This window comes from Methanosarcina sp. 1.H.T.1A.1 (genome assembly GCF_000979295.1).
GTDB lineage: Archaea > Halobacteriota > Methanosarcinia > Methanosarcinales > Methanosarcinaceae > Methanosarcina.
Genome location: NZ_JJQY01000024.1, coordinates 13624 through 36104 on the forward strand (window position 1 = coordinate 13624; position 22481 = coordinate 36104).

Genomic DNA, 22481 nt, shown 5'->3' on the forward strand with positions numbered 1-22481 from the left:
AATCCTGTTTGTTTCTATTCTGGTATTATCGGGAACCAGAAGATGCTTTAGGATCTGCTCGGGCTCTGAGATACTTTCACTCTCCGGGGAAACTGTTTTCTGTTATCTGGTGTAGGTTTCAGAGTGTGGTTTTTAAAACCACGGTGCTGAAAATACAATTATTTATTTTGCGAGTAGTATTCATTCAAAAATAACTATCTATGATATATTCTTATCCATTTTTTCCGCTTATGCTGGCATTTTTGAGCAGTAAAGATAACACCTTATATATTATATCTAGATCTATGAAAATTCGTATAAAATGTAAAAATACCTTTTTGCTTCCCCTTTTCCGACATGGATGGGTCATTCTTCTTTTTTCGAAGCAGTTCCTACCCGTACATCTACAGCTGCCCCGCTGTCAAGAGACAGGATCTCTGCAGGGGATAAGAGCAACTGCCCTGTTGCAAGCAACCTGTCTGCTTTATCTGTAATAAGTACTTCTTCTCCTGCACGGAGTTCAGGATCAATCTCAATTACATGCTTTGCAAAAGCTGTTTTGCCTGCCTCCACAAAAGGAACAGCATCTTCCGAAACAACTACCCTGAGCCTTTTCCCGGGAAGAAGCCTGTGGACTATGGAAGCTCCTTCAATACTGAGCGTGAAAAAACCATCCTTTGCTCTGGCTGTTGCAATTCTATTACCTGAGTGAAAGACCTGGCGTACTCTTTTTGTCCTTGATAACTGGAACGTTGATCCGTCAGGGAAAAGCTCTTTTCCTGTACCTTTTCCGAACTGGTAATCCGCAATCATACGGACCCTCGAAAGTCTTTCTACATTGCAGTTCATGAGGGTAAATAATATATGCAGACCTTAAAGCCGTTCCGGTCACCCATACTTCCAAAAATAAACTTCCGGGAGATCATTAAATTTATATTTTCCATATGAAATAATAAATTATTTATATTTTGTATATTTTAACCAGTAACTGTCTGGAAGTACAAATTTCGTACTGATGTAAATAATAAGTAATTCTTGAATGTAAATAATAAGTAATTCTTGAATGTAAATAATAAATAATTAATTGCCTGATTTGAAAGAGGGCTATAAATATAACTCTCAGGGACCCTCAGGTGCTGAAATCCTGCAAACGGAATCTCTTCAGCACCAACCACATTTTAAAAACGAAAACCCGAGGATTTTGTTGATTCGAAAAAACGTTTCTTTAGATGAAGCTCACCTCCTAAAACTCCAGCCTCTGCTGGAAAAACATGGAGGAAATTTAAGCGCAGCTATACGTGAAGTCATTGACCTGTCCAGTCCTGGCCCTGAAAACTATGGAACTCCAGATGAGATCGCTGAAAACCTGAGAAAAAGGGAAAGTTTCCCTGGGATAAGGGAACAGCTTATTCAGAGCGGCGAATGTGTAATGATGAGCCAGAAGACTATGAAATGGCTTGTGAAAAGCAGTGTCGGCAAACTTATGGATGAGGATGTTGTCCACGAACTGCTTAATCCTTACCTCCTTACTACAGTTCCCGAGTTAAAGGAATTCCTTAACTGCGGCAGTAAAAGCATGGGCTGGAAAATAGAAGTCTCGTGTTCCTTCAAGGAAGAAGTCGAACCCGAATCCTTCACCATGGATTTCATCGGCGGAGATCGGGACTTCCGTGAGTTTCTTGTGGGGATAGTCTGCATCTTCCTTGCGCGCTGGATGAATTTTGACGTTGAGGCTGTACACCGGAAGTCCAATTCAATTACCATATACCTGAAAAGTTTTTTTCGGCATGACCTGCAGGAAAAAGCTCCCGGCGTGAGGAAACACTTCGGTTCCAAAGATCTCCTGTATAGGGAAATTGAACGAAAACCTGATTTCTGGGTAACGCTTGCGGATCTTTACAAAAAATTCAATTATCAGAGGGTAAACCTGGATAAGAACTTTTTTGAAGCCCTGGTAGCAGGAAATCTTCCGGATATAACAAAATATTTTGAGATTAAAGCCGACCGTCCACTCCGTGAGATTCCTCTTTCGGAACTGCTCCCTCTCTTTAAATACCTTGTAGTTGCCTCCCAGCTAGTGGATGACGTGGAAATATGTGCTGAGAAAGGAAAAGAGAATATAAAAATCCGGCATAATTATTTTGAAGAGAGCGTGGTTTTAACACTGATTCAGCTGTTTTCCAATGTATTTAATTCCGGCTGGCACAACTTCAGTGTGAGTTACGTATCCAAACTCATTATGTTTGATTTCACTCTTCCTGATACTTCAAAACGAGATGTTGTGGAAGGTTCCCAAGTTATGGATTCTTAATATAAAATAACAACTTTTATATATATATGCACGGCTCTTGTAAACTTGCTTGTAGTCTTTAAGCTCATAGTGTACCGGCACTGCCAGGTTGTTTGTTGAAAAGCACTCTTTATAAAGCAGGGATGACCTTTGATTCGCAAAAACGTTTCTATGGAAGATGAATACCTCCAGAAACTACAGCCCTTTCTGGACAAAAACAACGGGAACCTGAGTGCTGCAATCAGGGATGCAATAGAGCTTGCAGATGCTGCCCTTCAGGGACACGGGTCAGTAGAAAACGCCCTGGAATATTTTACACAGGGTTCAACAAAGTATCCTGAAATTCGCAACAGTCTGATCGAGAGCGGAGAGTGCATATTGATTAGCCAGCTTTCATTCAGGTGGTTTATTGAAAATACCGATGGGATATTGATAGATGATGAACTTGTAAGTGAATTTCTCAATCCGTATCAGATAAAAAATGTTTCTGACCTCCTGGAGTATCTCAATGCACGTAGCCGGAATATGGGATGGGAAATTGAAGTTTCCCTCAACACCTGGGAGGAGGATAAAACCGAGGTAATAGTGCTTGAAAACGGGGATCCCAGTTTAAGAGCTTTTATTGCTGAGGTAATCTCTATTTTTCTGGGTCGTTATCTGAGCATGGATGTTTCTTTTGTCCATAGGAAATCTAATTCTATCAGAATTTTTCTCAAAGCATACAGGTCTGACATGGAGGTTCCTCCGGGGATCAGAAAGAACTTCGGAACTCTTGACTATACTCTTAAAGAAATTAGAAGCAAGCCGGAATTCTGGACCTCCTTGGTGGAAAGATACAGGTTGCAGAGGTATCAGCGGATAAATCTTAACAAGGACGTCTTTGAAATCTTTCTTTCCGGGGAGATTCCTGATGTGATAAGCTTTTTTGAGGTATCTGCAGGCAAACCTATTCAGGAAATTCCGCTTTACGAACTGTTTGCCATTTTCAAAAAATTAATTTCTGTTACCAATCTTGCAAATGATGTTGAAAGGACAGTTGATAGAGGAAAAATAATTATAAAAATTCGACATCAATTTTTCGAAGAAATTGCTATTGCGAAACTTGTAAAGCTATTTTCAAATATATTCCAGACAGCAGGTTATATTATTGATGTCAGGACCGTATCAAATCTTATTATTATCGAGTTCGCAGACACCTGTTATGTCTATCCTTCCCGTAGCTGCAAATATTGAAATTTCTCTTCCTTCTGATTTCTCTTACAGACTAAATAATTTGGCTCATTTGTTCGCGTAAACGGAACTTTTAGTCTGTTGTTATTTTTGTTATTTTTATTTCGTATGTAACTGTTTTCTTGTCTTTTTCTTCTTGAACTCTTCCTCTACATATATATATTTTCGGTTCTTTCTTCTAGCAAAAAAATTAATAAGTAGAAGCTACAATCTAATACTGATTCATAAAAATGGAAAAGTACGGGGGATGAGAAAAGTCCCAATTTCCTGTGCTTCCAAAAAGGGAAAAGAGGAAGTCCGCTTGATAGTCCGCAAAAACATCTCGATTGATCAATGCTATATAGACAAATTAAAGCCCTTTCTGGACAAAAACAATGGAAACTTAAGTGCAGCGATAAGGGATTCTATTGAAATCGCCTCTCAGGCTCTTGATACAAATAAGAATGAGAAGGGAGAAAAAGACTCAAGTAATGCTTCAAAGAATGCCGAATCACGTAATAAAATGGTTGAGGAAGAAGAATTTTTGCTTATCCATCATACCATGCTTGAGTGGTTTATTAAGAAAACCTCAGGCCTGCTTATTGAAGAATCGACTGTATATGAGTTAATAAACCCATATACTATTAAAAAAATTCCTGATTTTGTTAGTTACGTAAACGCACTAAATGATAAAATGGGCTGGAGAATTAAAGTTGACGCTGAATGCACTGGAAGCCCGGAACCGGAAACTGTAATCCTGACCCTTTCAAACGGCAACCCCTGTTTCAGGGGAGTAATTGCCCAGAGCCTTGCTCTCTATCTGGCAAAGCAGATGAAACTGGACTTACAGGGACTTTTCAACAGGTCCAATGTAACTAAAATCTATTTTAGGCGGGTCGAGTTCCTTAATTATGAAAAAGTCCCGAAAGGGTTTGAAGAACATTTCGGGTCAATGGAAGGTACTTTCCGGGAGGTTCAGAGACGGCCGGAGCTCTGGAAAAATCTTATCAAGATCTACAGGCAGCAGAACTACCAGCGGCTCAACATGAACAAAAAAGTTTTTGAAGCATTTGTCTCAGGAAATCTTCCTTCAGTTGACGACATGGCAAGAGAATTCGAATTGCTTGCAGGCAAACCGCCGGAGACTTTCACCCTTGCAGAGCACATAATGATTTTTAAAGAACTTTACCTTACTGACAGTATAGGAAGCGATATTGAGGTCTGTACTGAGAAAGGCAATGAATATGTTAAATTGATTCACGATTACTCTGATAGAAAAGTTTGTGAACGCTTCATACGGTACTACTCAAATATTTTCGCCTCTATTGGTTATCTTTTTACAGTCACTTCAAGCCCCCACATGATTGTTTTCGAATTCGGTAAAAACATGGACCTCAGCCACATCTCCGAATCCGGACTTGTGGATGCGGAGGCTGAGCCATCCTTTACACCATGAATTTTTTACCCAGATGGATAAATTCATATGCGGGAGTTTCCTATCACTTTTCATGAGTGACGTAATTCTACTCTGGGACAGCCCTCTTCTTTTTGAAAAACTGTTTATTGAATATGGGCTCGAGTGCAGTAGGGCACTTTCAACGTCCCTGGGTACTCCTTATCTGCCTGCATGTAAAATTCTTATTTTGCCTACCGGATTTGCAAATAAGCAGTATACGAAAACAGGTGTTGGGCTTGAACGCGGCAAACGTTCCCTTGATAGATTTGTGGCAAAAGGTGGAACCCTGCTTGTCTTCAGTCCTCTTGTCCCCGAATACGAGTATGAATGGCTGCCTTTCTCCCTGAAGTACGTAATGGAAGAAAACTCCTGCACACCTCATCCCGTGGGCGAACATGAAGCTCAGAAACTTATCGAAAACATTATTCCTCCTGCAGGATGTGATGGCTATTTCTCAGAAACCGATGCTGAAATTGTTCTTGAGGATGACAAAGGCAGGCCCGTTATGGTTGCAAAAGAAATCGGAGAAGGCATTATTGTTGCAACCACAATCCACGAATTGCCTGCAGCCGGGTTCTTTGAGTGCAGGGCTTCATGTACGAAAAAAGTAAAACCTTGAAAAGTAAAACCTTGAAAAGTAAAACCTTGAAAAGTAAAACCTTGAAAAGTGAAGGTCTGAAAAGTGAAACTTAGACCAAAAGCTTCGCTCTGTATTATATAACCTTAAATAAAAGGTGACCTGGTACTAAAATGTAATCTGAAACTAAGAAATGCAGGAAAATCAGCGTAAAAATAACTTGATAATAAACATAAAAGAAGCTTTAAAGGGAAAACAAACAGCTACAGATAATAGTTCTTTTGTCAACCTTTATTTTATCTTCTTTACATTTTTATCCTTTTTGTACTGCTCCCTAAGTTTCTTGATTTCCTCTGCTTCATTTTTCATCCTGATTACAAAGAGACCGAAGCAGGGCTTTATGTATTGAAATATTATGTCATTTCCTGAAAAACCAACAGGAATAGCTGTACCCAGAAGGAAAATACCTTTTATATCGTACCCTCCGGGTACCAGGTACATATCCTCTGAATGCTCCTTAACAACGCTTTCACACTCTTTGGGGGTTGCATTTTTCAGGAGGATCTCATAGTTAAAGTCGCTTAAACATACCATTTTTGTACCTTTTATGATTTTTTCTTTTAGATCAGGCCAGAAAGATTCTGGTGGCTATCGCTGCCTCAAATGATTGCTAATTAAATCTCTACAAATTAAAATTACGGGGGGATGATATATAGAGATAGTCTATTCTGAAAAAAGTAAAAGAGGGCTCTGTAGAAATCAGAGGGCTCTGTAGGCAGAGAGCTCTATAGGAATCCTTAATTTAATCCAAATTATTTCTGCAACCTTTTTGCGTGTGGGAAGATTGAACCGTTTTAAGACCGATCTCAACAAGTTTAATACATAAACTGGTGTAACATGTAATGGTTAATCAGACCTTAGGGGATTGAAACACGGACCTGTGAGGAACATGTTGAATTAAAAAGTTGTCCCGATTTCAAGGATTTCCGCCCAAATATCAATTGCAAAGGTTAAAATTCAGGGTTAGCCATATCCCATTCTTATAGATAAAATACATCATAAGAGACATCAGATATAATACATCAGATAAAATACATGAGAGATGAAATGTTATGACCGGCGCAAAAGTACTCCTCATGATGGGATGTCCGGAGGTCCCAATTCAAACCAGCATTGCTCTGTATCTTTCCCATAAGCTGACTAAATTGGGATTCGATGTAACCGTTGCCGGGACAGGTGCAGCAACCCAGCTTTTGAAGGTCTCTGATTCCGACGGCTATTATGCAAAAAAGCTGGCGAGTCTCGATAATACCCTGGAGGATATTATGGAGAAAAGAACGGATTTCGACATCTGTTTCGCCTTTATGCATAACGATGCTGGAATGACCTATGCTGCGACTATGAGCGCCATTTCTCAGTCCAGGCTGTACTCCATAGTCTTTGGCAGGAACGCCGAGGCTCTGGCCGAAACCATCGAGTTCGATTGTGAAAAGATCGTCTCAAAGGATGTTCACAACCCCGTTCGTCTCAAGAACAAGCTGGACAAAGTGATGGAGGAGATAGTCAAATGAGCTGTATTGAGCAGATGAAGTACGAGATCCTCCTGGATAGGACAACTTACAAGGATGCCAGAGAGTACATTGTGAATAACTCGGACGAGATTTACTATGTATCCCCCGGCTACAAGATCTTCAAGGACTACCACATTATAGGAGTACCTCCCATTGCTCTGGGGGCTAAAGGCAACGCTCTGATCTTCACCTACACAAAGCCCTGCTATGGAACTTTTGTCCTGACCGTAGACAACGAGGACAGCACAAAGGAAATAGGTCGGCTCAGGGAGACTGAGACGGAAAAGGTAAAGACCTCTTTGAAGAAGGGCAAGCCTCCTGAGAGTCCGAAGGTACCCTCTGGCAGTTACCTGGATATGTGGAAAAAATGAATTCTAAGAAGTAAATGAATTACAAGTGGTTACCCTGATCAAGATCACAGAAAAAGATTACCACAGAAAAAGATTACCACAGAAAAGGGATTTCAATATAGGGGAAGAGAGTTTTACCTCATTTTCCTCTAAATTGACATCAAAATCGGGTTTTACACTTATTATTCTTGTTCTATTATCAGGTCTTTGACCCTGATCCCGCTTTCCACGATTTTTCCTACGATTTTTCCGCCGGTAATCTCTGCAGCTTTTGCGGCATCTTTTTCCGGAAGGATGATCAAAAAGCCCATTCCCATATTGAAGGTCCTGTACATCTCAAGATCTTCAACTCCGCCTTCTTTCTGCAGGAGTTTGAAAATCTCCTGGGGCTCCAGAGGGTCATAAAAGTCAAAGCCTAGCTTTGTTACCCTTCTAAGTTTCAAAAGCCCGCTGCCTGTTATATGGGCAAACCCGTGTACTTCACATGCTTTAAGGACATCAAGGACTTCGATATAGATCCTGGTGGGTTCCAGGAGGTCATCTCCTATGGTCTTTGAACTGTCATAGGGGCAGGGGTCATGGTAAGAGTATCCGGATTCTTCTATGATCTTTCTCACCAGAGTGTAACCGTTACTGTGGACCCCGGTACTCGGAATACCGACAATTACGTCCCCTACCTGGACCTTTCCTCCTTCAATAACATCCTCTTTTTTGACAAACCCAAGGCAGGTGCCTGCGAGGTCAAAACCTTTGATGATATCAGGCAGGGTTGCGGTTTCCCCGCCTATAATAGACATCCTGGATATTTCAGCTCCTTTCAGCAGCCCTTCTCCTATCTGTGCTGCAAAGCCCTCTTCATGCTTTTCCAGGGCCAGGTAGTCCACAAAGGCTACAGGTTCAGCCCCTATTGCAAGGAGGTCGTTAACGTTCATTGCGATGCAGTCTATTCCAACGGTGTTCCAGCGCTGCATCTCGTTTGCAATAAGGACTTTTGAGCCAACCCCGTCCGTTGTCATGGCAAGGGCATACTCCCCGAAGTCCAGGAGCCCTGCATAGTGACCTATCCCTGTAAGGGGGGCTCCAATTCCTTTTCGAACATAACTCAGTTTGTCGATCAGGGTTTTGACGGTTTTTTCTTCTTCTGTGATATCCACGCCCGAATCCGCGTATGTTAGGTGCTTTTCGCTCACTCTCTTACCCTTCCTGCCTGCTTCATAGCTGTTTTTCAATTCCATTTCCATTGTAGAGTTTGAATTCGTCATGCAGGGTTTTGACTGCGGCAAATGCCTCATCTTCCCTTACCACGAAAGAGATGTTGTACTGGGAAGATCCCTGGCTGATCATAATAATATTAATCATTGAATTTCCAAGTGCCCCGAATACCCTTTTTGCCACTCCGGGAGTTCCTGCCATACCTGCACCCACAACCGCGACCACACATACATTTTTATCCGAAGTTATTTCCTTTACGATTTCACGGTTGAACTCGGCATGGAGGGCATTTAATGCAGTCTCTACATGTGACTCACTGACCACAAAAGAGAGATTCGACTCGGAAGATCCCTGGCTGATCATAACGATGTTTACTCCTGCCCTTGCAAGTGCGGTAAAGAGCCTTGCCACAGTCCCGACTGTCCCTGCCATTTCGGCACCTGAAATGTTAATAAGGGCTACGTTTTTGATCAGGCTTACTGCTTTTACCACGTGCTTGCACTGGAATTTCTCTGCCACCACAAGTGTACCCGGGAACTCCGGGTCAAAGGTGTTCTTGACACGCACAGGAATATGTTCGCGCATTGCAGGTTCAATGGTACGCGGGTGCAGCACGTTTGCTCCAAAGTAAGAGAGCTCCATGGCTTCTGCATAGGAGATCTGCGGGATGGTCTTTGCTTCGGAGACGATTCTCGGGTCCGTTGTCATGATCCCGTTAACTTCTTTCCAGAGCCAGATCTCGTCGGCTTTCAGGGCTGCACCAAGGATGGAAGCCGAGAAATCAGATCCGCTTCTGCCAAGGGTGGTGATTATCCCTTCTTCATTTTCCCCTATAAAGCCTGTGACCACAAGGACATGGGACTCAAGCCTGCACCCTAGCCTCTTTGGTACAAGCTCGTATGTCTTTTCCAGAGGGCGGGCATTTCCGTAATCCGAGGTAGTTACAATCCCTGCTTCTCCTCCGGTGTATTCGATTGATGAGATTCCAAGGGAGCGGACAGCACCTGAAACGATCGGAGCTGCCAGACGCTCCCCATAGGAGGAGATATAGTCGATTGACCTGTTGGTAAGTTCGCCCAGATAGCAGATCCCGATCAGGGCTTTTTCGAGCTCTTCAATCCGGAGGTCAAGGGTCTGGAGGACTTCTTTTGCGACATTGGGGTCGTCAATGGCATCCCTCACGGCTTCGTGGTGTTTGTTTGTAAGCTCTGTTCTAAACTCTTTTACAAGTGAAACCTTACCTTTTGTTGAGGCAAGGCGAGCATTTTCCAGAAGCCTATCGGTTACTCCACTGAGTGCCGAGGTTACCACCACGATCTGGTTGCCCTCCTCATAGTATCTTTTAAGGAGCTGGGCAACGTGACGGATCTTTTTTCCGTCTCCAACGGAAGTTCCTCCAAATTTCATTATAATTTTCATGATCGGATCACGTTTTGGCATTAAGTCGGATATTCCGAAATCTTTCTTTTTTCTTATATGTGATTCTTAGCAATTTTGATGTTAATTAATTTTGACCATCCTGATCAGTATTCAGCTAATCTGACATTAGCATTAATTATAATCTGACATTAGCACTAATTATATACTTTGAGAAACTCTGAAATAAATCCTGTTACGCTTACAGGTCGCTTCTTCATATATAATCCTGCCTGTAAAGAACAGCATGCTCCGGCTCTCCTGCTGCTTAATATCTTTTACGCTGAGAACCTGTCGTGTATAGGATATGGATACTATATTATAATGTTTGTGTAAATGGGTATAAGAATTGAAGCGTTAGGAACGGCAGAAAAAGCTTGCTGGCAGATGCCAGAAAAATACCTTAGCAGGTATTCGGTAGAAAGTGATATATTTTATCTGTAAGATGAAAGGGTAAAGCAGTTGGAAAAAGGTGACGCAATGAAATATGCCATACTTATAGGAGACGGAATGGCGGATTACCCGATAGAGAAACTGGGTGGCAGGACTATTCTACAGTCAGCTCGAACACCTGCGATGGATTCCATTGCCGCGCGCGGGAAAACCGGACTTGCACAGACCGTACCCGATGGTTTTCCTCCCGGAAGCGACGTTGCAAATATGTCAATTCTCGGGTACGATCCGGCAGTCTATTACTCAGGAAGGGCTCCTCTGGAAGCTGCGAGCATGGGAGTGGCTCTTGCAGCTGATGATGTGGCTTTCAGGTGCAATCTTATTACCATAGAAAATGGGACTATAAAAGACTACAGTGCAGGGCATATAAGCAGTGATGAAGCAAAGATCCTGATCGATACACTTGATTCCGAACTCAGGACCGATAAAGTCAGGTTCTATCCGGGCATAAGTTACAGGCACCTTATTGTTGCCGGGAATAACCTGGGAGCAGAAACGGAATGTACGCCTCCGCATGATATCACAGGAGAAAGAAAGGATAGTTATCTTCCCAGAGGAAAAGACGGAGATTTTTTTTCAGGACTGATTGAGGCATCTACGGTTGTTCTGGAACTGCACCCTGTTAACCTGAAAAGAGCACAGGAAGGAAAAAATCCGGCAAATTCCATCTGGGTCTGGGGACAGGGACATGCTCCAAAATTCAAATCTTTTCAGGAACTTTACGGGAAAAAAGGAGCTATTATTTCAGCAGTGGATTTGCTCAAGGGCATTGGAATCTATGCAGGGCTGGATGTAATTGAAGTTCCTGGGGCAACCGGTTATCTGGATACCAATTATGAAGGAAAAGCCAGTGCAGCTATTGAAGCCCTGAAAAACAGGGATCTCGTCTTCGTTCACGTTGAAGCTCCAGACGAGGCAGGGCATGAAGGAAACATTGATAAAAAACTACAGGCAATTGAAGACTTTGATAGCCGGATAGTTGGTCCTATTCTCAAACATGCCGAAGCTTCAGATGAACCGTTTACGATTCTCGTACTGCCCGACCATCCGACTCCAGTCTCAATAAAGACCCATACCAGGGACCCTATCCCGTTTGCGGTTTACACAACTGATAAAGCTGATCCGGATGGGGTGGAAACCTTTGATGAGGAATCGGTCAAAAATGGTTCAATGGGTCTGGTAAAAGCTTCAGACCTGATAAAAATGCTTGTAAAAGGTTAAAAACCCTTTATTCAGGTTCTTTGTAATATTTGTTACTGGTTTTCAGACCTGAATTCTTTCAATTTCTCTGGAAATTCCGCTTAACTCGGGGTTTTCGGAGATTTTTTCTTGATTTTTTCTATTATTTTTTATTCAATCTTATTTAATTTCATTTTATTCCATTTAATTTTATTTTTCAGTTTCTTCTTTTTCCATACATTTTGGTGAAATTATCTAAGAAAACGTATATATCCTTTCTCAATATATTCAAAATAGCACTACATATCTGCATCATTTTTTTACTCAAGGGGGAATATAAGATGAAATGGCCTGCTAAAAGATCATTTTCAGGACCCGCCCGCTGGGATCCTTTTGAAGAGATCAGAAGGACACAGGAGCGTCTGAACCAGCTGTTTGAAGACTTCATGCCAATGGAAGAATGGGGGGGCGGAAAAGTATACACTCCAGCCATTGACATAAAGGAGGAAGAAGACAAACTCCTGGTCACCACAGACCTGCCAGGGATTAATAAAGAAGACGTTGAGGTTAATCTCAAAGAAGATATGCTTGAGATCAGCGCAAAATCCGGCAGGGAAAAGGAATCCGAAGAAGAAGGATACCTGCGCAGGGAAAGAGCATATACGCAATTTTACCGTGCTGTCCGCCTGCCTGCCAATGTCAAAGAGGAAGGCTCTACTGCAAAAATGGAAAACGGTGTCCTGACAATTTCGCTTCCAAAAGCGAAAATTGAAGAGCCGAAAAAGAAGATCGAAATTGAGTGACCATTCCGAAAAAGGAAGGTAAACTCTACTATAAGACAAAATAAGAGACAAATTCAGAGGGACTGCGAAAAAACACGCAGCCTTTTACTTTTGTTTCTTTATGGTTGTTCCGCCTGTTATTTTTTATATTTTTTCCAGTTGATTTCTTCTGGTTTTACTTTTCTTATTTTTTGTCTTTTTTCAGGATTTTTTTTCATTGAGGTTCAGGCATAGTGCGGAAAGATGTATTTTATTTCCCTGGGTTTTTCTCCTTCTTCTCCCTCATCTTCATCCGGAAACTCCTTACTCTTCCTGGCTTCGGCTATTGCAACCTCCGGGTGTTTTTTTAAGAATTCTCTTGAATAAGCAGTGGTTTCCTTCGCTGACGATTGGAAGATTGCATCGATCTCTTCTCTGCTGAACTGCCCGTGGTAAAGGAGAAGTTGAGTTATCTTTTCACGGGTTGCCTGAGGCTCGTTTTCATAGTCCAGGGAATAGTGCAGTTTACTTACAATAATTCTCAAGGCTCGAGGTTTGCCCTGATGACTTTCTTTAAAATCAAAAGGGGTTTTTTCTTTGATTTTCTGTATGATTTCATTCAGGTCGTACTGGCTCATACTTAACACCCCTTAAGAAATTGGTTTGCAAGCTAGATATAAATTATCAATTTGCCTTGAAAGTGGGTGATATTTAAGCAGGATAAGATTGAAAATCGATTAATACAAGCAAAAGAATCGAAAGATAAGGCAATCCGAAAATCAAAATAAACCGAAAATCAAAATAAACCGAAAATCAAAATAAACCGAAAATCAAAATAAACCGGAAAACAAAGTGAAAAGTGCGGCATCAGGAAATTGTTCTCATCATCTTTTGCTCAGCTGGGGTAACTCTCATCATCGCCGCAAAACTCTGTATATCGGTGGTCTTATTTATGGTTACTGCCTTTACTGCTGTAAATTATTCGTTTACAGGATTGTTTCCATAATTCTGTGAAATCAACCTGACTTAAAGAACTCAGATTTTATCATTCTAACAGACCCGATATTACAAATCCTATTCAAAATTTTATTAAAAATCTTATTACTCCATATCTTATCATTTTAAAATCTTGAGGAAGCCTCTTGAAATTTGAAGCCATTGCTGTAGAAAATATTCCCCTTATACAGAAAGGGGACGACCTGCCCTCTCTTATCTGTGAGAGGATTGAACTTCAGGACAGAGACATTGTTATTATTGCCTCAACCATTGTTGCAAAAGCCGAAGGGGAAATCTTCAGGCTCGAAGATATCACCCCCGGAGAACAGGCTCTTGAGGTCGCAGCCCGGACAGGGAAAGATGCACGTTTCATTCAGGCTGTTCTTGCCAGGAGCAAGGAAGTCTTTGTTGAGGCGCCTTTTATGCTTGTGACAACCCTTGCAGGGCATACCTGTGTAAATGCAGGAGTCGATGAGTCCAATATTGAACACGGATTTTTGCTCTACCCTCCTGAAAATCCGGATGCCAGTGCCTTAAAACTCGGAGAAAAGCTTGAAAGGCTTAGCGGAAAAGAGATAAGTGTCATTATTACGGACACAAACGGAAGAGCTTTCAAGATCGGACAGACCGGAGTTGCTATAGGGATTCACAAAATAAAACCCATCAAACGCTGGATAGGAGAAAAGGATCTGTTCGGCAAAATCCTGGAGATTACAGAAGAAGCAGTTGCTGATGAGCTTGCAGGTGCTGCCAACCTTTTGATGGGAGAAGGGGCAGGTGGGATTCCTGTTGTAATCATTCGTGGGCTTGATTATTACTGCGAAGGGAATACGTCTATAAACGAGACATACCGCCCTGAAGATATGGATATTATCAAAAATGGGCTTCGTTGCCTGCAGAAAAAGAATTGAATTAAAAAAGATATGAGTTTCAGAGCTCCAGGTATTGGTTTAAAATATATCTGAAACTTCTATTTTTAAGAATTTTACGAATATAGGATGGTTTAGTTCCTTCGTGACGGCTGTATCCCGCCATTGAAATTATAGGGATTAGCCTTCAACGCTCCTAATAAATAGCTTACCCAAACTTAAAGTGGGTCTTAAGTAGGCCTTAATAGTATTAAGAGCGGATCATGGTTAGAATCATTTTGAACCTTTCCATGGCATGGAGTGCGTGGGAGTCATTGGCAGGCATTATGATCATGTCCCCAGTCTCCAGAACATTTTTATTACCCGAAATAGTGATTTCTGCCTTCCCATCTATTACCTGAACCATGGCATCGAAGGGGGCAGTGTGTTCGCTCAGCCCTTCTCCTTTGTCGAAGGCAAATATGGTCACGGTTCCCGTGCCTTTACGGATAATTTCTCTGCTTACAACAGCTCCTTCCTGGTATTCAATCAAATCTTCTACCTTTAGTGTCCTGGCTTTTAATTCTTCAGACATTATTCCACCTCTGATCCATATTCCATAAATTCATTTGTATCTCTTTATGGATAGCTTCTTCTGCGAGGGTGAGTGCAGGACTTCTGTTAAAATCGTGCAGATTTAATTCTTGCCGAAAATTCCATCTCTCAGCTCAAAAGGTATATATTCCACTTCCACACCCGCGCTCCTGAAGAAAACCAGGGAATCGGTGTCAGGATAAGGTGTTGAATATACTACTCTTTTGATGTTTGAGTTTATGATCATTTTTGCACACAGGATGCAGGGCTGGTGCGTACAGTAAATGGTTCCTCCGGCAATGCTGACCCCATGGATTGCGGCCTGGATAATGGCGTTCTGCTCCGCATGCACTGCCCGGCACTTCTCATGCCGCGTGCCTGAGGGGATCTTTTCAAGGTCCCGGATACACCCCGTCTCAAGGCAGTGCTCCATACCACTTGGAGCTCCGTTATATCCGGTTGAAAGAATGCGCTTATCCCGGACAATTACTGCCCCTACATTGTTCCGGAGGCAGGTTGCCCGTTTGCCTACCACGAAGGCGATTTCAAGGAAATATTCGTCAAGGGAAGGTCTTTCCGTCATTATTTTTAATGAACAGTAACTGGTATATATAGTTGTAACGTTAGAACTTGTACAACTTTTGACAATAAATTTTAAATGATGAATTAACGCTATATAGAGAAATAATTGCTTTTCGAGGAATAATTAATATAATGCATAGTATATAGAACTGAAACGGATCAACTTATTTACACTATATGGAATGTGGAACATTTCTTCCCGGAACCATAGTTCGAAAAGGGCTGATAATTTCAAGTTACCAGGCACGTTCCGGACGATAATTCTGGATGGTTCTGGAATGTAAATCTGGGCACTTCCGTGTTATGAATCTGAACGTTTTCCGGATTGTAGATCCGGAAAAAATAAGCTCGGATAATTTCGAAAAAATAGATGCATTCATCCGGAGTATTTAATTATGGCAACAGGTTTGACCGAATTTTTAGATAATTTCGTGAAAAAGCACGATAATCGCCAGTTGCTGGCAATCCCCCTTGCAGTACTTGCAGTTTCTTTAGTTGTACTGCTGGTTTCCTTTGCAAGCAGCGGGTCGCCGGTAACCCTGGGAATGGAGTTCCAGGGCGGTACCCAGATTTCGGTAGAGACAACCGATTCCCCCGCTATGCTTGAAGAAATGTACTCTTCTTATCCCCTCAAGGATGCCCGGCAGGCCGGAAGCAGGGTTATCATACAGTTCGGGGTTATGGATAATGAAGAACAGCGCCAGCTTGAAGAAGACGTAATGGGCCGCTATTCTAACGTGGAAATCAAACAGATAGGACCCGTTTACGGCCAGGAACTGCAGGTTCAGGCTCTTCAGGCAATTATTATATCCTTTATAGGAATGTCCATTGTGGTTTTCCTTATCTTCCGGAGTGTTATACCTTCTTTTGCAGTGGTGCTCTCTGCCTTTTCGGACATTATAATTGCCGCTGCTTTCATGCGGGTTGCAGGGATCGACCTTTCCCTCGGAACGGTTGCAGCTCTTCTGATGCTCATCGGTTATTCCGTAGACAGTGACATTTTGCTAACAAACAGGGTACTCAAGCGCAGGGGTACTGTGGAAGAAAAGGTTTCAAGGGCGATGCAGACAGGGATTACCATGACCACAACAACCCTTGCAGCCCTTGTGGTTATGTATGTGGTTTCAACTTACATTTACCTGATAATTCCATCATTCACACAGATTACCCTGCTTTCGCAAATCTCAATTGTATTGATAGTGGGGCTTGCTGCAGATATTATGAACACCTGGCTTCTCAACACCGGGGTCCTGCGTTGGTATGTGACGAAACCTGAATTCAGAGGGAGGTATAACAGATGAGCGATAAAAAAAGCCTCTTTAAAAATGTAAGAGTTATCATCTTCATACTTGCCATACTTGCCTCAATCGTGGTTATCCACCCAGGTTATAATTCTGAAGAAGGGGTTACCACTAACCTGAACTACGGGCTTGACCTTGAAGGTGGTTCCTGGCTTCAGATCAAATTGCAGGGAGCTCTCGCCCAGGTAGATGCAGATCCGGGAATGATAGTCAGCCAAATGGTAGAACCTGTCATTGGTGCTCCTATCAAGATCACAGATAGCAATCTGGACGTCGGTGGAGTGAGTTCATCCGAAAGATCCATCAAATTCACAACGTCCGTTCCGGTTAGTGCAACACAACTTGAGCTTCTGAATCTTGGCAGTGTAAGCGTTGATAGGCTGAATCAGGAAACGACCCAGGTAACGCTCACTACCAGTAAAGAAGCCCTCATCCAGGCTTACCTCTCACAAGCTTTTGATGCAGAAGTGCTTCCGATCAGTACCGAAGATGGTATTGTCTATGAAATCCGGACTGAAGCTTCAGAAGAAGAGCTCTCAGCCCTTATGGATAAAGTCGGAGGGACAATCCTCAAGAATAAAGACGGGACCTCGACATATACAGAAGGAGTCAGCACCGACACAAGGGACCTGACCAGAGATATCCTGAATGACAAACTTAACTCGCTTGGCTTGAAAGACATTCCTGTCAGGACTGTCGGAGAAGACTATATCCTCATTGATTTTGCAGGGATCGACCTTGCAACGGCAAAGGATATTGCTGAAAAGCCCGGTAAATTTGAAATCCGCATACAGACTACAGGAAATGAAACCCAGCATGTTCTTTATGGAGATTCCATTGTAAGTGTGGGGATTCCGACTTTCCACGATAACCAGTGGCACACTCCATTTACCCTGAATGAAGACGGAGCCCGGACTCTCCAGAAAGTTGCAATCGAGACCGGGGCTGCTGACAATCCGGAGGCTCACTACCTGAACATGTATCTGGATGAAAACAAGATATACGGAGCTCCCCTCAGTTACTCTGCAGCATCCCGGCTGAAAGAAACTCCCATATATTCCTGGGAGGCTTCCACAGGCACTGATGAGGTAGCCAAGACTGAAGCCGAAACGCTCCAGATTCACCTCCGGGCAGGGGCTCTTCCTGTAAACGTGGTGCTTGTAGGTTCAGGGCACGTTGATGCATCCCTTGGAGAACAGTTCAAAACCGAAGCAGTCATAGCAGGGTTGCTATCCCTGATAGCAGTTGCTGCAGTTGTTTTCCGCAGGTACAGGAGGCCTGAAATCCTGGTGCCAATGGTCGGGACTTCCGTTAGTGAAGTCATTATGATCCTTGGAGTTGCAGCAGCTATCGGCTGGCAGCTTGACCTTGCAGCAATTGCAGGTATAATTGCCGCAATAGGGACAGGCATTGACCACCTTGTGATTATCACAGACGAGGTGCTTTACGAAGGCAAACTTCCACCAACAAAGGTCTTCCTTTCCAGGATCGGAAAAGCTTTCGCAATCATTTTCGGAGCAGCCGCCACAACGATCATTGCCATGTCTCCTCTGGTAGTCATGGGCTTCGGAGCTCTGAAGGGATTTGCCATCACCACTATCATTGGTGTTTTCATTGGTGTGGTTATTGCAAGACCTGTTTACGGTGTGGTTATCAAGGAACTTCTTGAGGCAGATGGAAACGGCACCTCGGAAAGCGAAGGCTTAACTGAGTGAGTGCCTGGGAAAAGATAAAATCCCTGGACAACTGAGTATTCAAAAACTGAAAAGCAAGGTGGATTAATGCAGGATCTCTGGACTCTAAAATACAGGGCAGACACCCTTGAAGGACTGCTCGGAAACGAACATGCTGTAAGAACGCTTTCCGAACTGGCACAGTCAGGGACCCTGCCCCACCTTATTTTTTACGGCCCTGAAAACTCAGGGAAGACAACGGCTTCTCTTGCCCTTGCCAGACAGCTCTATGGGGATACCTGGAAAAACAACTTTGTATATTTCAATGCCTCGGACTTTTTCGATCAGGGAAAACGTTATCTTGTACGGGACAAACGTTTTGTCCGTATTCTGGGTACAGATGATCCGAAAAAAATCTACAAAAGCGTAATAGATATTTTTAAGGAAATTATTAACGAATATGCCGGGATGGCTTCCATTGATGCTGATTACAAGATAATCTATATCGATAATGCAGAATCCCTTAGCTCAGATGCACAGCACGCTCTCAGGCGGATCATGGAAAAATACAGTGCAACCTGCAGGTTTATTCTTTCCACTACAAAACCTTCAAAACTCATTTCTCCCCTCCGCTCAAGGGGTCTTCAGGTCTTTTTTTCCTATGTTCCGGATTTTCTCCTGAAAACTCATCTTGAGAAAATCACCCTTGCTGAAAAACTGGAACTTTCCAGCGGCGCACTTGAAGCTATCCTTTATCTAGCTAAAGGAAACGTTGCAAGAGCTGTCCAGACTCTCCAGCTTGCTGCCCTCAGGGTAGAGGATGCTGAAATTACAGAAGAAATCGTGTTTGAAGCTACTATGAAAGGCAGGGATGAAACCGTAGATGAACTGCTTGATGCGGCTCTTGCAGGGGACTTTTCCAGAGGGCGCCAGCTCATAGATGAAATAATTATTGAAAAAGGTCTCTCGGGGACCGATATCCTTGAAGGGCTGACCGAAGCTCTTATAGACTCAGGAGAAAACGATGCGGATATTGCTCGCCTTATTGTTAAAATCTCAGAAACCGATGCCAGACTTACAGGTGCTAGCAGTGAGAGAATCCAGCTCGAAAAACTAATTTCTACATTCTCCTGATTTATTTTATAAATCAAACCTTTTGTCTTATTTCTTTTGAATTTGTTTCAAATGTGAAACATGCTCTTTTATATCTTTCCCTCCATTTAATCTTCTTCCCAATATGCTATATAAATGATTCCGTCGCATGTTCTATCAAAATGCCAAACTATATATACTATATTCCTTTAATTGAAATAGGATCAGCAAATTATATATAGGATCAGTTTTTATCTTTTATTGTAAATGGGCCAGAAGCCCATGCTTCTCAGGAGTTTAGGGGTTCGAGTATACCTTCTAAACGAGGTACAGACCTGATATTTCAGGATACATCTGCATGGTGTGCCTGTACTCTCTATAGAGGGTTCTGAGCCGGTACTCCCTCGAGCAGAAGCCAGATTCGGGTACTTCTGGTATAAATCCACAAAAATCCCTCCATTGCTCCCTGAATAACCCCTCTTTTCAGGGAGATCATGCTCATGCGGCAGAATTGAACTACAGTTGCTTTATAACATGAAATATTCTGCCTGATTTAAAAAAAGTATTGTCTGCCTGATTTCACTTTCAGGCAGACTTCTTATTAAATCTTTTTTGCAATCTCATTTTGTATTTTCAGTCTCTTTCAGTACTTGTAATGCTTTACCGAGTGATAGAGAATCACAACAAAGAAAGCAATTATTACCAGCAAGAAACTGAAGAAGCCTACAGGGTCCCAGACAAAGCCTATCCCTGCTCCGCCTTCCCCCCAGGAAACAAGTACCGCTCCCTGGAGCACCGTGGGGATAACCACGCAGGCGAAGGCCAGGACAAAGATAAATACGATGTCAAAAACCTCTGCAACTAAGCTTTTTTCTGCCATTTTTTCTGCCTCCTCAATCGTAGTACCTGAACTCGAACATGTGGTTCTTTATCGATTTACGTACACTCAGGCAGCCGATTGCCTCGATGGCAACCATCAGGCCTATGAAGATCACATAGAGGTAGAAAAAGTTTCCAGCAATCTCCCAGGTTTCGGAAAGAATCCTGTAAAGGACAAATCCTTCCACACCTACCAGCAGGGCAAGCATGCCCATGATAAGGGCGGTGTCTCCGTTCAGTTTGCTGTGGTATTTGCTTTCCAGAGCCGTGTTATTCTTCTCCAACACCAACCACCTCCTTTCCTATCCTCGCAATTTCCGAGCCTTTTGGTGCGGGCCAGCCCATTTCAGTCCAGTTGTTTTCTATGTTTGAATTCTTGTGTCTGTGGCTGAAATAGAAGTACGCAATACCGTAGAACACAAAGGCGAAGATCAGGTTATACTTGTAGCCCCAGAACAGCGTTGAAAGAATCGTAATCGCGATTGCGATTGCAAAGTAGGCGATATACGGCTGAAGAGGACCCACAAAGGGGCGCACTTTGCTTGTTGTTTCCGGGAAGAGGTTCCTGAAGCGGATCAGGGAGAAGGGGATCAGGACATAACAGAGCAGTCCCGAGATAATGGAGAAGGTAATAACCTGGTCCAGGAATCCGCTAAAGGCAAATCCGATTGCAACAGGCATTGTGAAGATCACAGCCCTGTAAGGAGTGTTGTACCTTGGGTGTACTGCCGAGAACCAGGAAGATACATAGTGGTCCCTGGAAAGTGCAAACCAGGAGCGTGATGAGTCACAAACGCAGCCGTTGGCACTGGCAATACATGTCAGGAATGTCCCAAGTCCCAGGGCAGCAATGAAGAGAAACACACCGCTGTTCTGGGCTGCTTCAAAGAGCGGATACACGGAAACGCCCAGCATATCCGTAGGAATCAGCACTGAACAGAGGTAGAGAGTCATTGCTGCTCCTATGAGCAGGGTGATCATTCCGGCCTGTTGTCCCAGAGGCACTGCCCTTGAAGGGTGCTTGCACTCTTCGGCACACATTGCTGCTCCTTCTATTCCCAGGTAGAACCACGGCCCGAATTGCAGAGCTGCAAAGAGGCCTATCATGCCGTTTGGCAAAGCCCCCTGGAAAAGGTATTCGGGGTGGATGTCTACTGCACCAAAAGCGGTTGCAAAGAAGAAGATCACTATTGCAATGAAAGCGATCATGGTCAGGAAGAAGTTAAGGGTTAGAGCTGCAACGACGCCCCGGTAATTGATGAAGGTCAAAAGTGCAATAACAAGCAGTGTTACAGGGAAAACCTGCAACTCCGGGAAGATGCTCTGTGCGATGAATGCGACTACAATGGCGTCTGCCGCCTCAAGGGCGATATATTCCATGTACACCGCAAGACCTACACTGGCAGCTGCCCCCGGTCCTACAAATAGTCTCGCCCAGTCGTAAGGGCCTCCTGCAAGTTTGGTTGATGATCCGAGTTCACTGGCGCAGAGGGCAATCATGACATACATGGTTCCTGCAACCAGCATGGCAAGCAGGGACCCCAGAACTCCTCCTTTTGCGACGGTGAAGTTCCAGCCCATGTATTCCCCGACCAGCACGATCCCGACTCCGAGGGCCCATACATGGAAAGGCCGCAAAGTCTTGACTAAGCTGCCGGATTCATGGTTTTCAGACATGTTGTCTCAGCCCCTTTTTTTCGAAATCTTGCTGGCGTCCAGCAAAACCCAGCCCATCAATCCAAAAGCCAGGAGATATATCAGTCCATTTATAACAGTCCACATATCCATTTTCATATCCCCCTATGTTTTTTTATACACTGATTTTTTGCATTCGGTCACCTATTCATGAAAATTTTGCCGCATAATTCGTAGTGTATCTTTATAAGGGTTTCGCCTGAATTGTTAAAAAAAATTAGCCAGCGAGAAACTCGCTGGCTTTCTGGATCTTTGAAATAAAATTCAGACTTAGAATACAAGCCCGAGGTCTTCAAGCTGCTTTCTTGCAGAGTTGTATACCTGGACGTATTCTTCTGTTGGAGTAATGGTCTTTACGTCGTAGCATT

Annotated in this window: 23 protein-coding genes; 12 read left to right on the plus strand and 11 right to left on the minus strand. The window is 43.1% G+C overall.

Features of this window, described 5'->3' with window-relative positions; translation table 11 throughout:
• Nucleotides 1-345 precede the first annotated feature (345 nt).
• Nucleotides 346-828, minus strand: a complete 483-nt coding sequence (locus EO95_RS03045; RefSeq protein ID WP_048132032.1) for a PUA domain-containing protein — start codon at nt 826-828, stop codon at nt 346-348.
• A 355-nt stretch (nt 829-1183) separates the two neighbouring features.
• On the opposite strand from EO95_RS03045, the gene EO95_RS03050 reads away from it, so the two are divergent.
• From EO95_RS03050 to EO95_RS03065, 4 genes are all read left to right on the plus strand, one after another.
• Nucleotides 1184-2290, plus strand: coding sequence for a hypothetical protein (locus EO95_RS03050; protein WP_048132034.1), 1107 nt, complete (start codon nt 1184-1186; stop codon nt 2288-2290).
• A gap of 150 nt (nt 2291-2440) precedes the next feature.
• Nucleotides 2441-3502, plus strand: coding sequence for a hypothetical protein (locus tag EO95_RS03055; RefSeq protein WP_235282834.1), 1062 nt, complete (start codon nt 2441-2443; stop codon nt 3500-3502).
• Nucleotides 3503-3746: 244 nt separating this feature from the next.
• Nucleotides 3747-4934, plus strand: a complete 1188-nt coding sequence (locus EO95_RS03060; protein ID WP_235282835.1) for a hypothetical protein — start codon at nt 3747-3749, stop codon at nt 4932-4934.
• 52 nt (nt 4935-4986) lie between these two features.
• Nucleotides 4987-5553, plus strand: a complete 567-nt coding sequence (locus EO95_RS03065) for a hypothetical protein (RefSeq protein WP_048132038.1) — start codon at nt 4987-4989, stop codon at nt 5551-5553.
• 249 nt (nt 5554-5802) lie between these two features.
• Here EO95_RS03065 and EO95_RS03070 read toward each other — a convergent pair whose 3' ends face one another.
• Nucleotides 5803-6105, minus strand: a complete 303-nt coding sequence (locus tag EO95_RS03070) for a DUF1894 domain-containing protein (protein ID WP_048132039.1) — start codon at nt 6103-6105, stop codon at nt 5803-5805.
• Between the two features lie 518 nt (nt 6106-6623).
• On the opposite strand from EO95_RS03070, the gene EO95_RS03075 reads away from it, so the two are divergent.
• A complete protein-coding gene (locus tag EO95_RS03075) occupies nt 6624-7082 on the plus strand; it encodes a DUF1890 domain-containing protein (RefSeq protein WP_048132042.1) in 459 nt (152 codons plus the stop codon).
• Complete coding sequence (locus EO95_RS03080; RefSeq protein ID WP_048132044.1) at nt 7079-7453, plus strand: DUF1894 domain-containing protein; 375 nt, start codon at nt 7079-7081, stop codon at nt 7451-7453. The genes EO95_RS03075 and EO95_RS03080 overlap by 4 nt, the downstream gene beginning before the upstream one ends.
• A 161-nt stretch (nt 7454-7614) precedes the next feature.
• Here EO95_RS03080 and purM read toward each other — a convergent pair whose 3' ends face one another.
• Together purM and EO95_RS03090 are read right to left on the minus strand one after the other, a co-directional pair.
• Nucleotides 7615-8622, minus strand: a complete 1008-nt coding sequence (gene purM, locus EO95_RS03085; protein WP_048132070.1) for a phosphoribosylformylglycinamidine cyclo-ligase — start codon at nt 8620-8622, stop codon at nt 7615-7617.
• A 22-nt stretch (nt 8623-8644) separates the two neighbouring features.
• Nucleotides 8645-10063, minus strand: coding sequence for an aspartate kinase (locus tag EO95_RS03090; RefSeq protein WP_048132072.1), 1419 nt, complete (start codon nt 10061-10063; stop codon nt 8645-8647).
• Nucleotides 10064-10540: 477 nt separating this feature from the next.
• Here EO95_RS03090 and EO95_RS03095 point away from each other — a divergent pair, with 477 nt between their 5' ends.
• Both EO95_RS03095 and EO95_RS03100 read left to right on the plus strand, forming a co-directional pair.
• Nucleotides 10541-11734, plus strand: a complete 1194-nt coding sequence (locus tag EO95_RS03095) for a cofactor-independent phosphoglycerate mutase (protein WP_048132074.1) — start codon at nt 10541-10543, stop codon at nt 11732-11734.
• Between the two features lie 299 nt (nt 11735-12033).
• The gene (locus tag EO95_RS03100; protein WP_048132046.1) at nt 12034-12495 is read left to right on the plus strand and encodes an Hsp20/alpha crystallin family protein; all 462 of its coding nucleotides are present in this window, start codon (nt 12034-12036) and stop codon (nt 12493-12495) included.
• A 203-nt stretch (nt 12496-12698) separates the two neighbouring features.
• Here EO95_RS03100 and EO95_RS03105 read toward each other — a convergent pair whose 3' ends face one another.
• Nucleotides 12699-13091 carry a hypothetical protein gene (locus EO95_RS03105; protein ID WP_235282836.1) on the minus strand — a complete coding sequence of 131 codons (393 nt, stop codon included), beginning with the start codon at nt 13089-13091 and terminating at the stop codon, nt 12699-12701.
• A 504-nt stretch (nt 13092-13595) separates the two neighbouring features.
• Between EO95_RS03105 and EO95_RS03110 the strand changes: the two genes are divergently transcribed.
• Nucleotides 13596-14360: a coenzyme F420-0:L-glutamate ligase gene (locus EO95_RS03110; protein WP_048132049.1), complete on the plus strand. Its 765-nt coding sequence runs from the start codon at nt 13596-13598 to the stop codon at nt 14358-14360.
• 208 nt (nt 14361-14568) lie between these two features.
• Here the strand turns inward: EO95_RS03110 and EO95_RS03115 are convergent, their stop codons facing one another.
• Both EO95_RS03115 and EO95_RS03120 read right to left on the minus strand, forming a co-directional pair.
• Nucleotides 14569-14892, minus strand: a complete 324-nt coding sequence (locus tag EO95_RS03115) for a cupin domain-containing protein (protein WP_048132051.1) — start codon at nt 14890-14892, stop codon at nt 14569-14571.
• A gap of 102 nt (nt 14893-14994) precedes the next feature.
• Nucleotides 14995-15474 (minus strand): cytidine/deoxycytidylate deaminase family protein, encoded by a 480-nt coding sequence (locus EO95_RS03120; RefSeq protein WP_048132052.1) that lies wholly within the window; start codon nt 15472-15474, stop codon nt 14995-14997.
• Nucleotides 15475-15868: 394 nt separating this feature from the next.
• On the opposite strand from EO95_RS03120, the gene EO95_RS03125 reads away from it, so the two are divergent.
• The 3 genes from EO95_RS03125 to EO95_RS03135 all read left to right on the plus strand — a co-directional run bounded on the left by EO95_RS03125 (nt 15869) and on the right by EO95_RS03135 (nt 19581).
• Nucleotides 15869-16774, plus strand: coding sequence for a protein translocase subunit SecF (locus EO95_RS03125; RefSeq protein WP_048132054.1), 906 nt, complete (start codon nt 15869-15871; stop codon nt 16772-16774).
• A complete protein-coding gene (locus EO95_RS03130) occupies nt 16771-18489 on the plus strand; it encodes a preprotein translocase subunit SecD (protein WP_048132056.1) in 1719 nt (572 codons plus the stop codon). Before EO95_RS03125 ends, EO95_RS03130 begins: the two co-directional genes overlap by 4 nt.
• A 66-nt stretch (nt 18490-18555) precedes the next feature.
• Entirely contained in the window at nt 18556-19581 is a 1026-nt protein-coding gene (locus tag EO95_RS03135; protein WP_048132058.1) for an AAA family ATPase, read from the plus strand.
• 601 nt (nt 19582-20182) lie between these two features.
• Here the strand turns inward: EO95_RS03135 and EO95_RS03140 are convergent.
• The 4 genes from EO95_RS03140 to EO95_RS17420 form a co-directional block, all read right to left on the minus strand.
• Complete coding sequence (locus EO95_RS03140) at nt 20183-20419, minus strand: efflux RND transporter permease subunit (RefSeq protein ID WP_048128719.1); 237 nt, start codon at nt 20417-20419, stop codon at nt 20183-20185.
• Nucleotides 20420-20432: 13 nt separating this feature from the next.
• Nucleotides 20433-20702: a hypothetical protein gene (locus tag EO95_RS03145; protein WP_048132061.1), complete on the minus strand. Its 270-nt coding sequence runs from the start codon at nt 20700-20702 to the stop codon at nt 20433-20435.
• On the minus strand, nt 20689-22095 hold the full coding sequence (locus EO95_RS03150) for an APC family permease (protein ID WP_048132063.1): 1407 nt from the start codon (nt 22093-22095) through the stop codon (nt 20689-20691). The genes EO95_RS03145 and EO95_RS03150 overlap by 14 nt, the downstream gene beginning before the upstream one ends.
• A gap of 288 nt (nt 22096-22383) precedes the next feature.
• On the minus strand, nt 22384-22481 hold a 98-nt coding region (locus tag EO95_RS17420; RefSeq protein WP_156160998.1), incomplete at its 5' end, for a monomethylamine:corrinoid methyltransferase.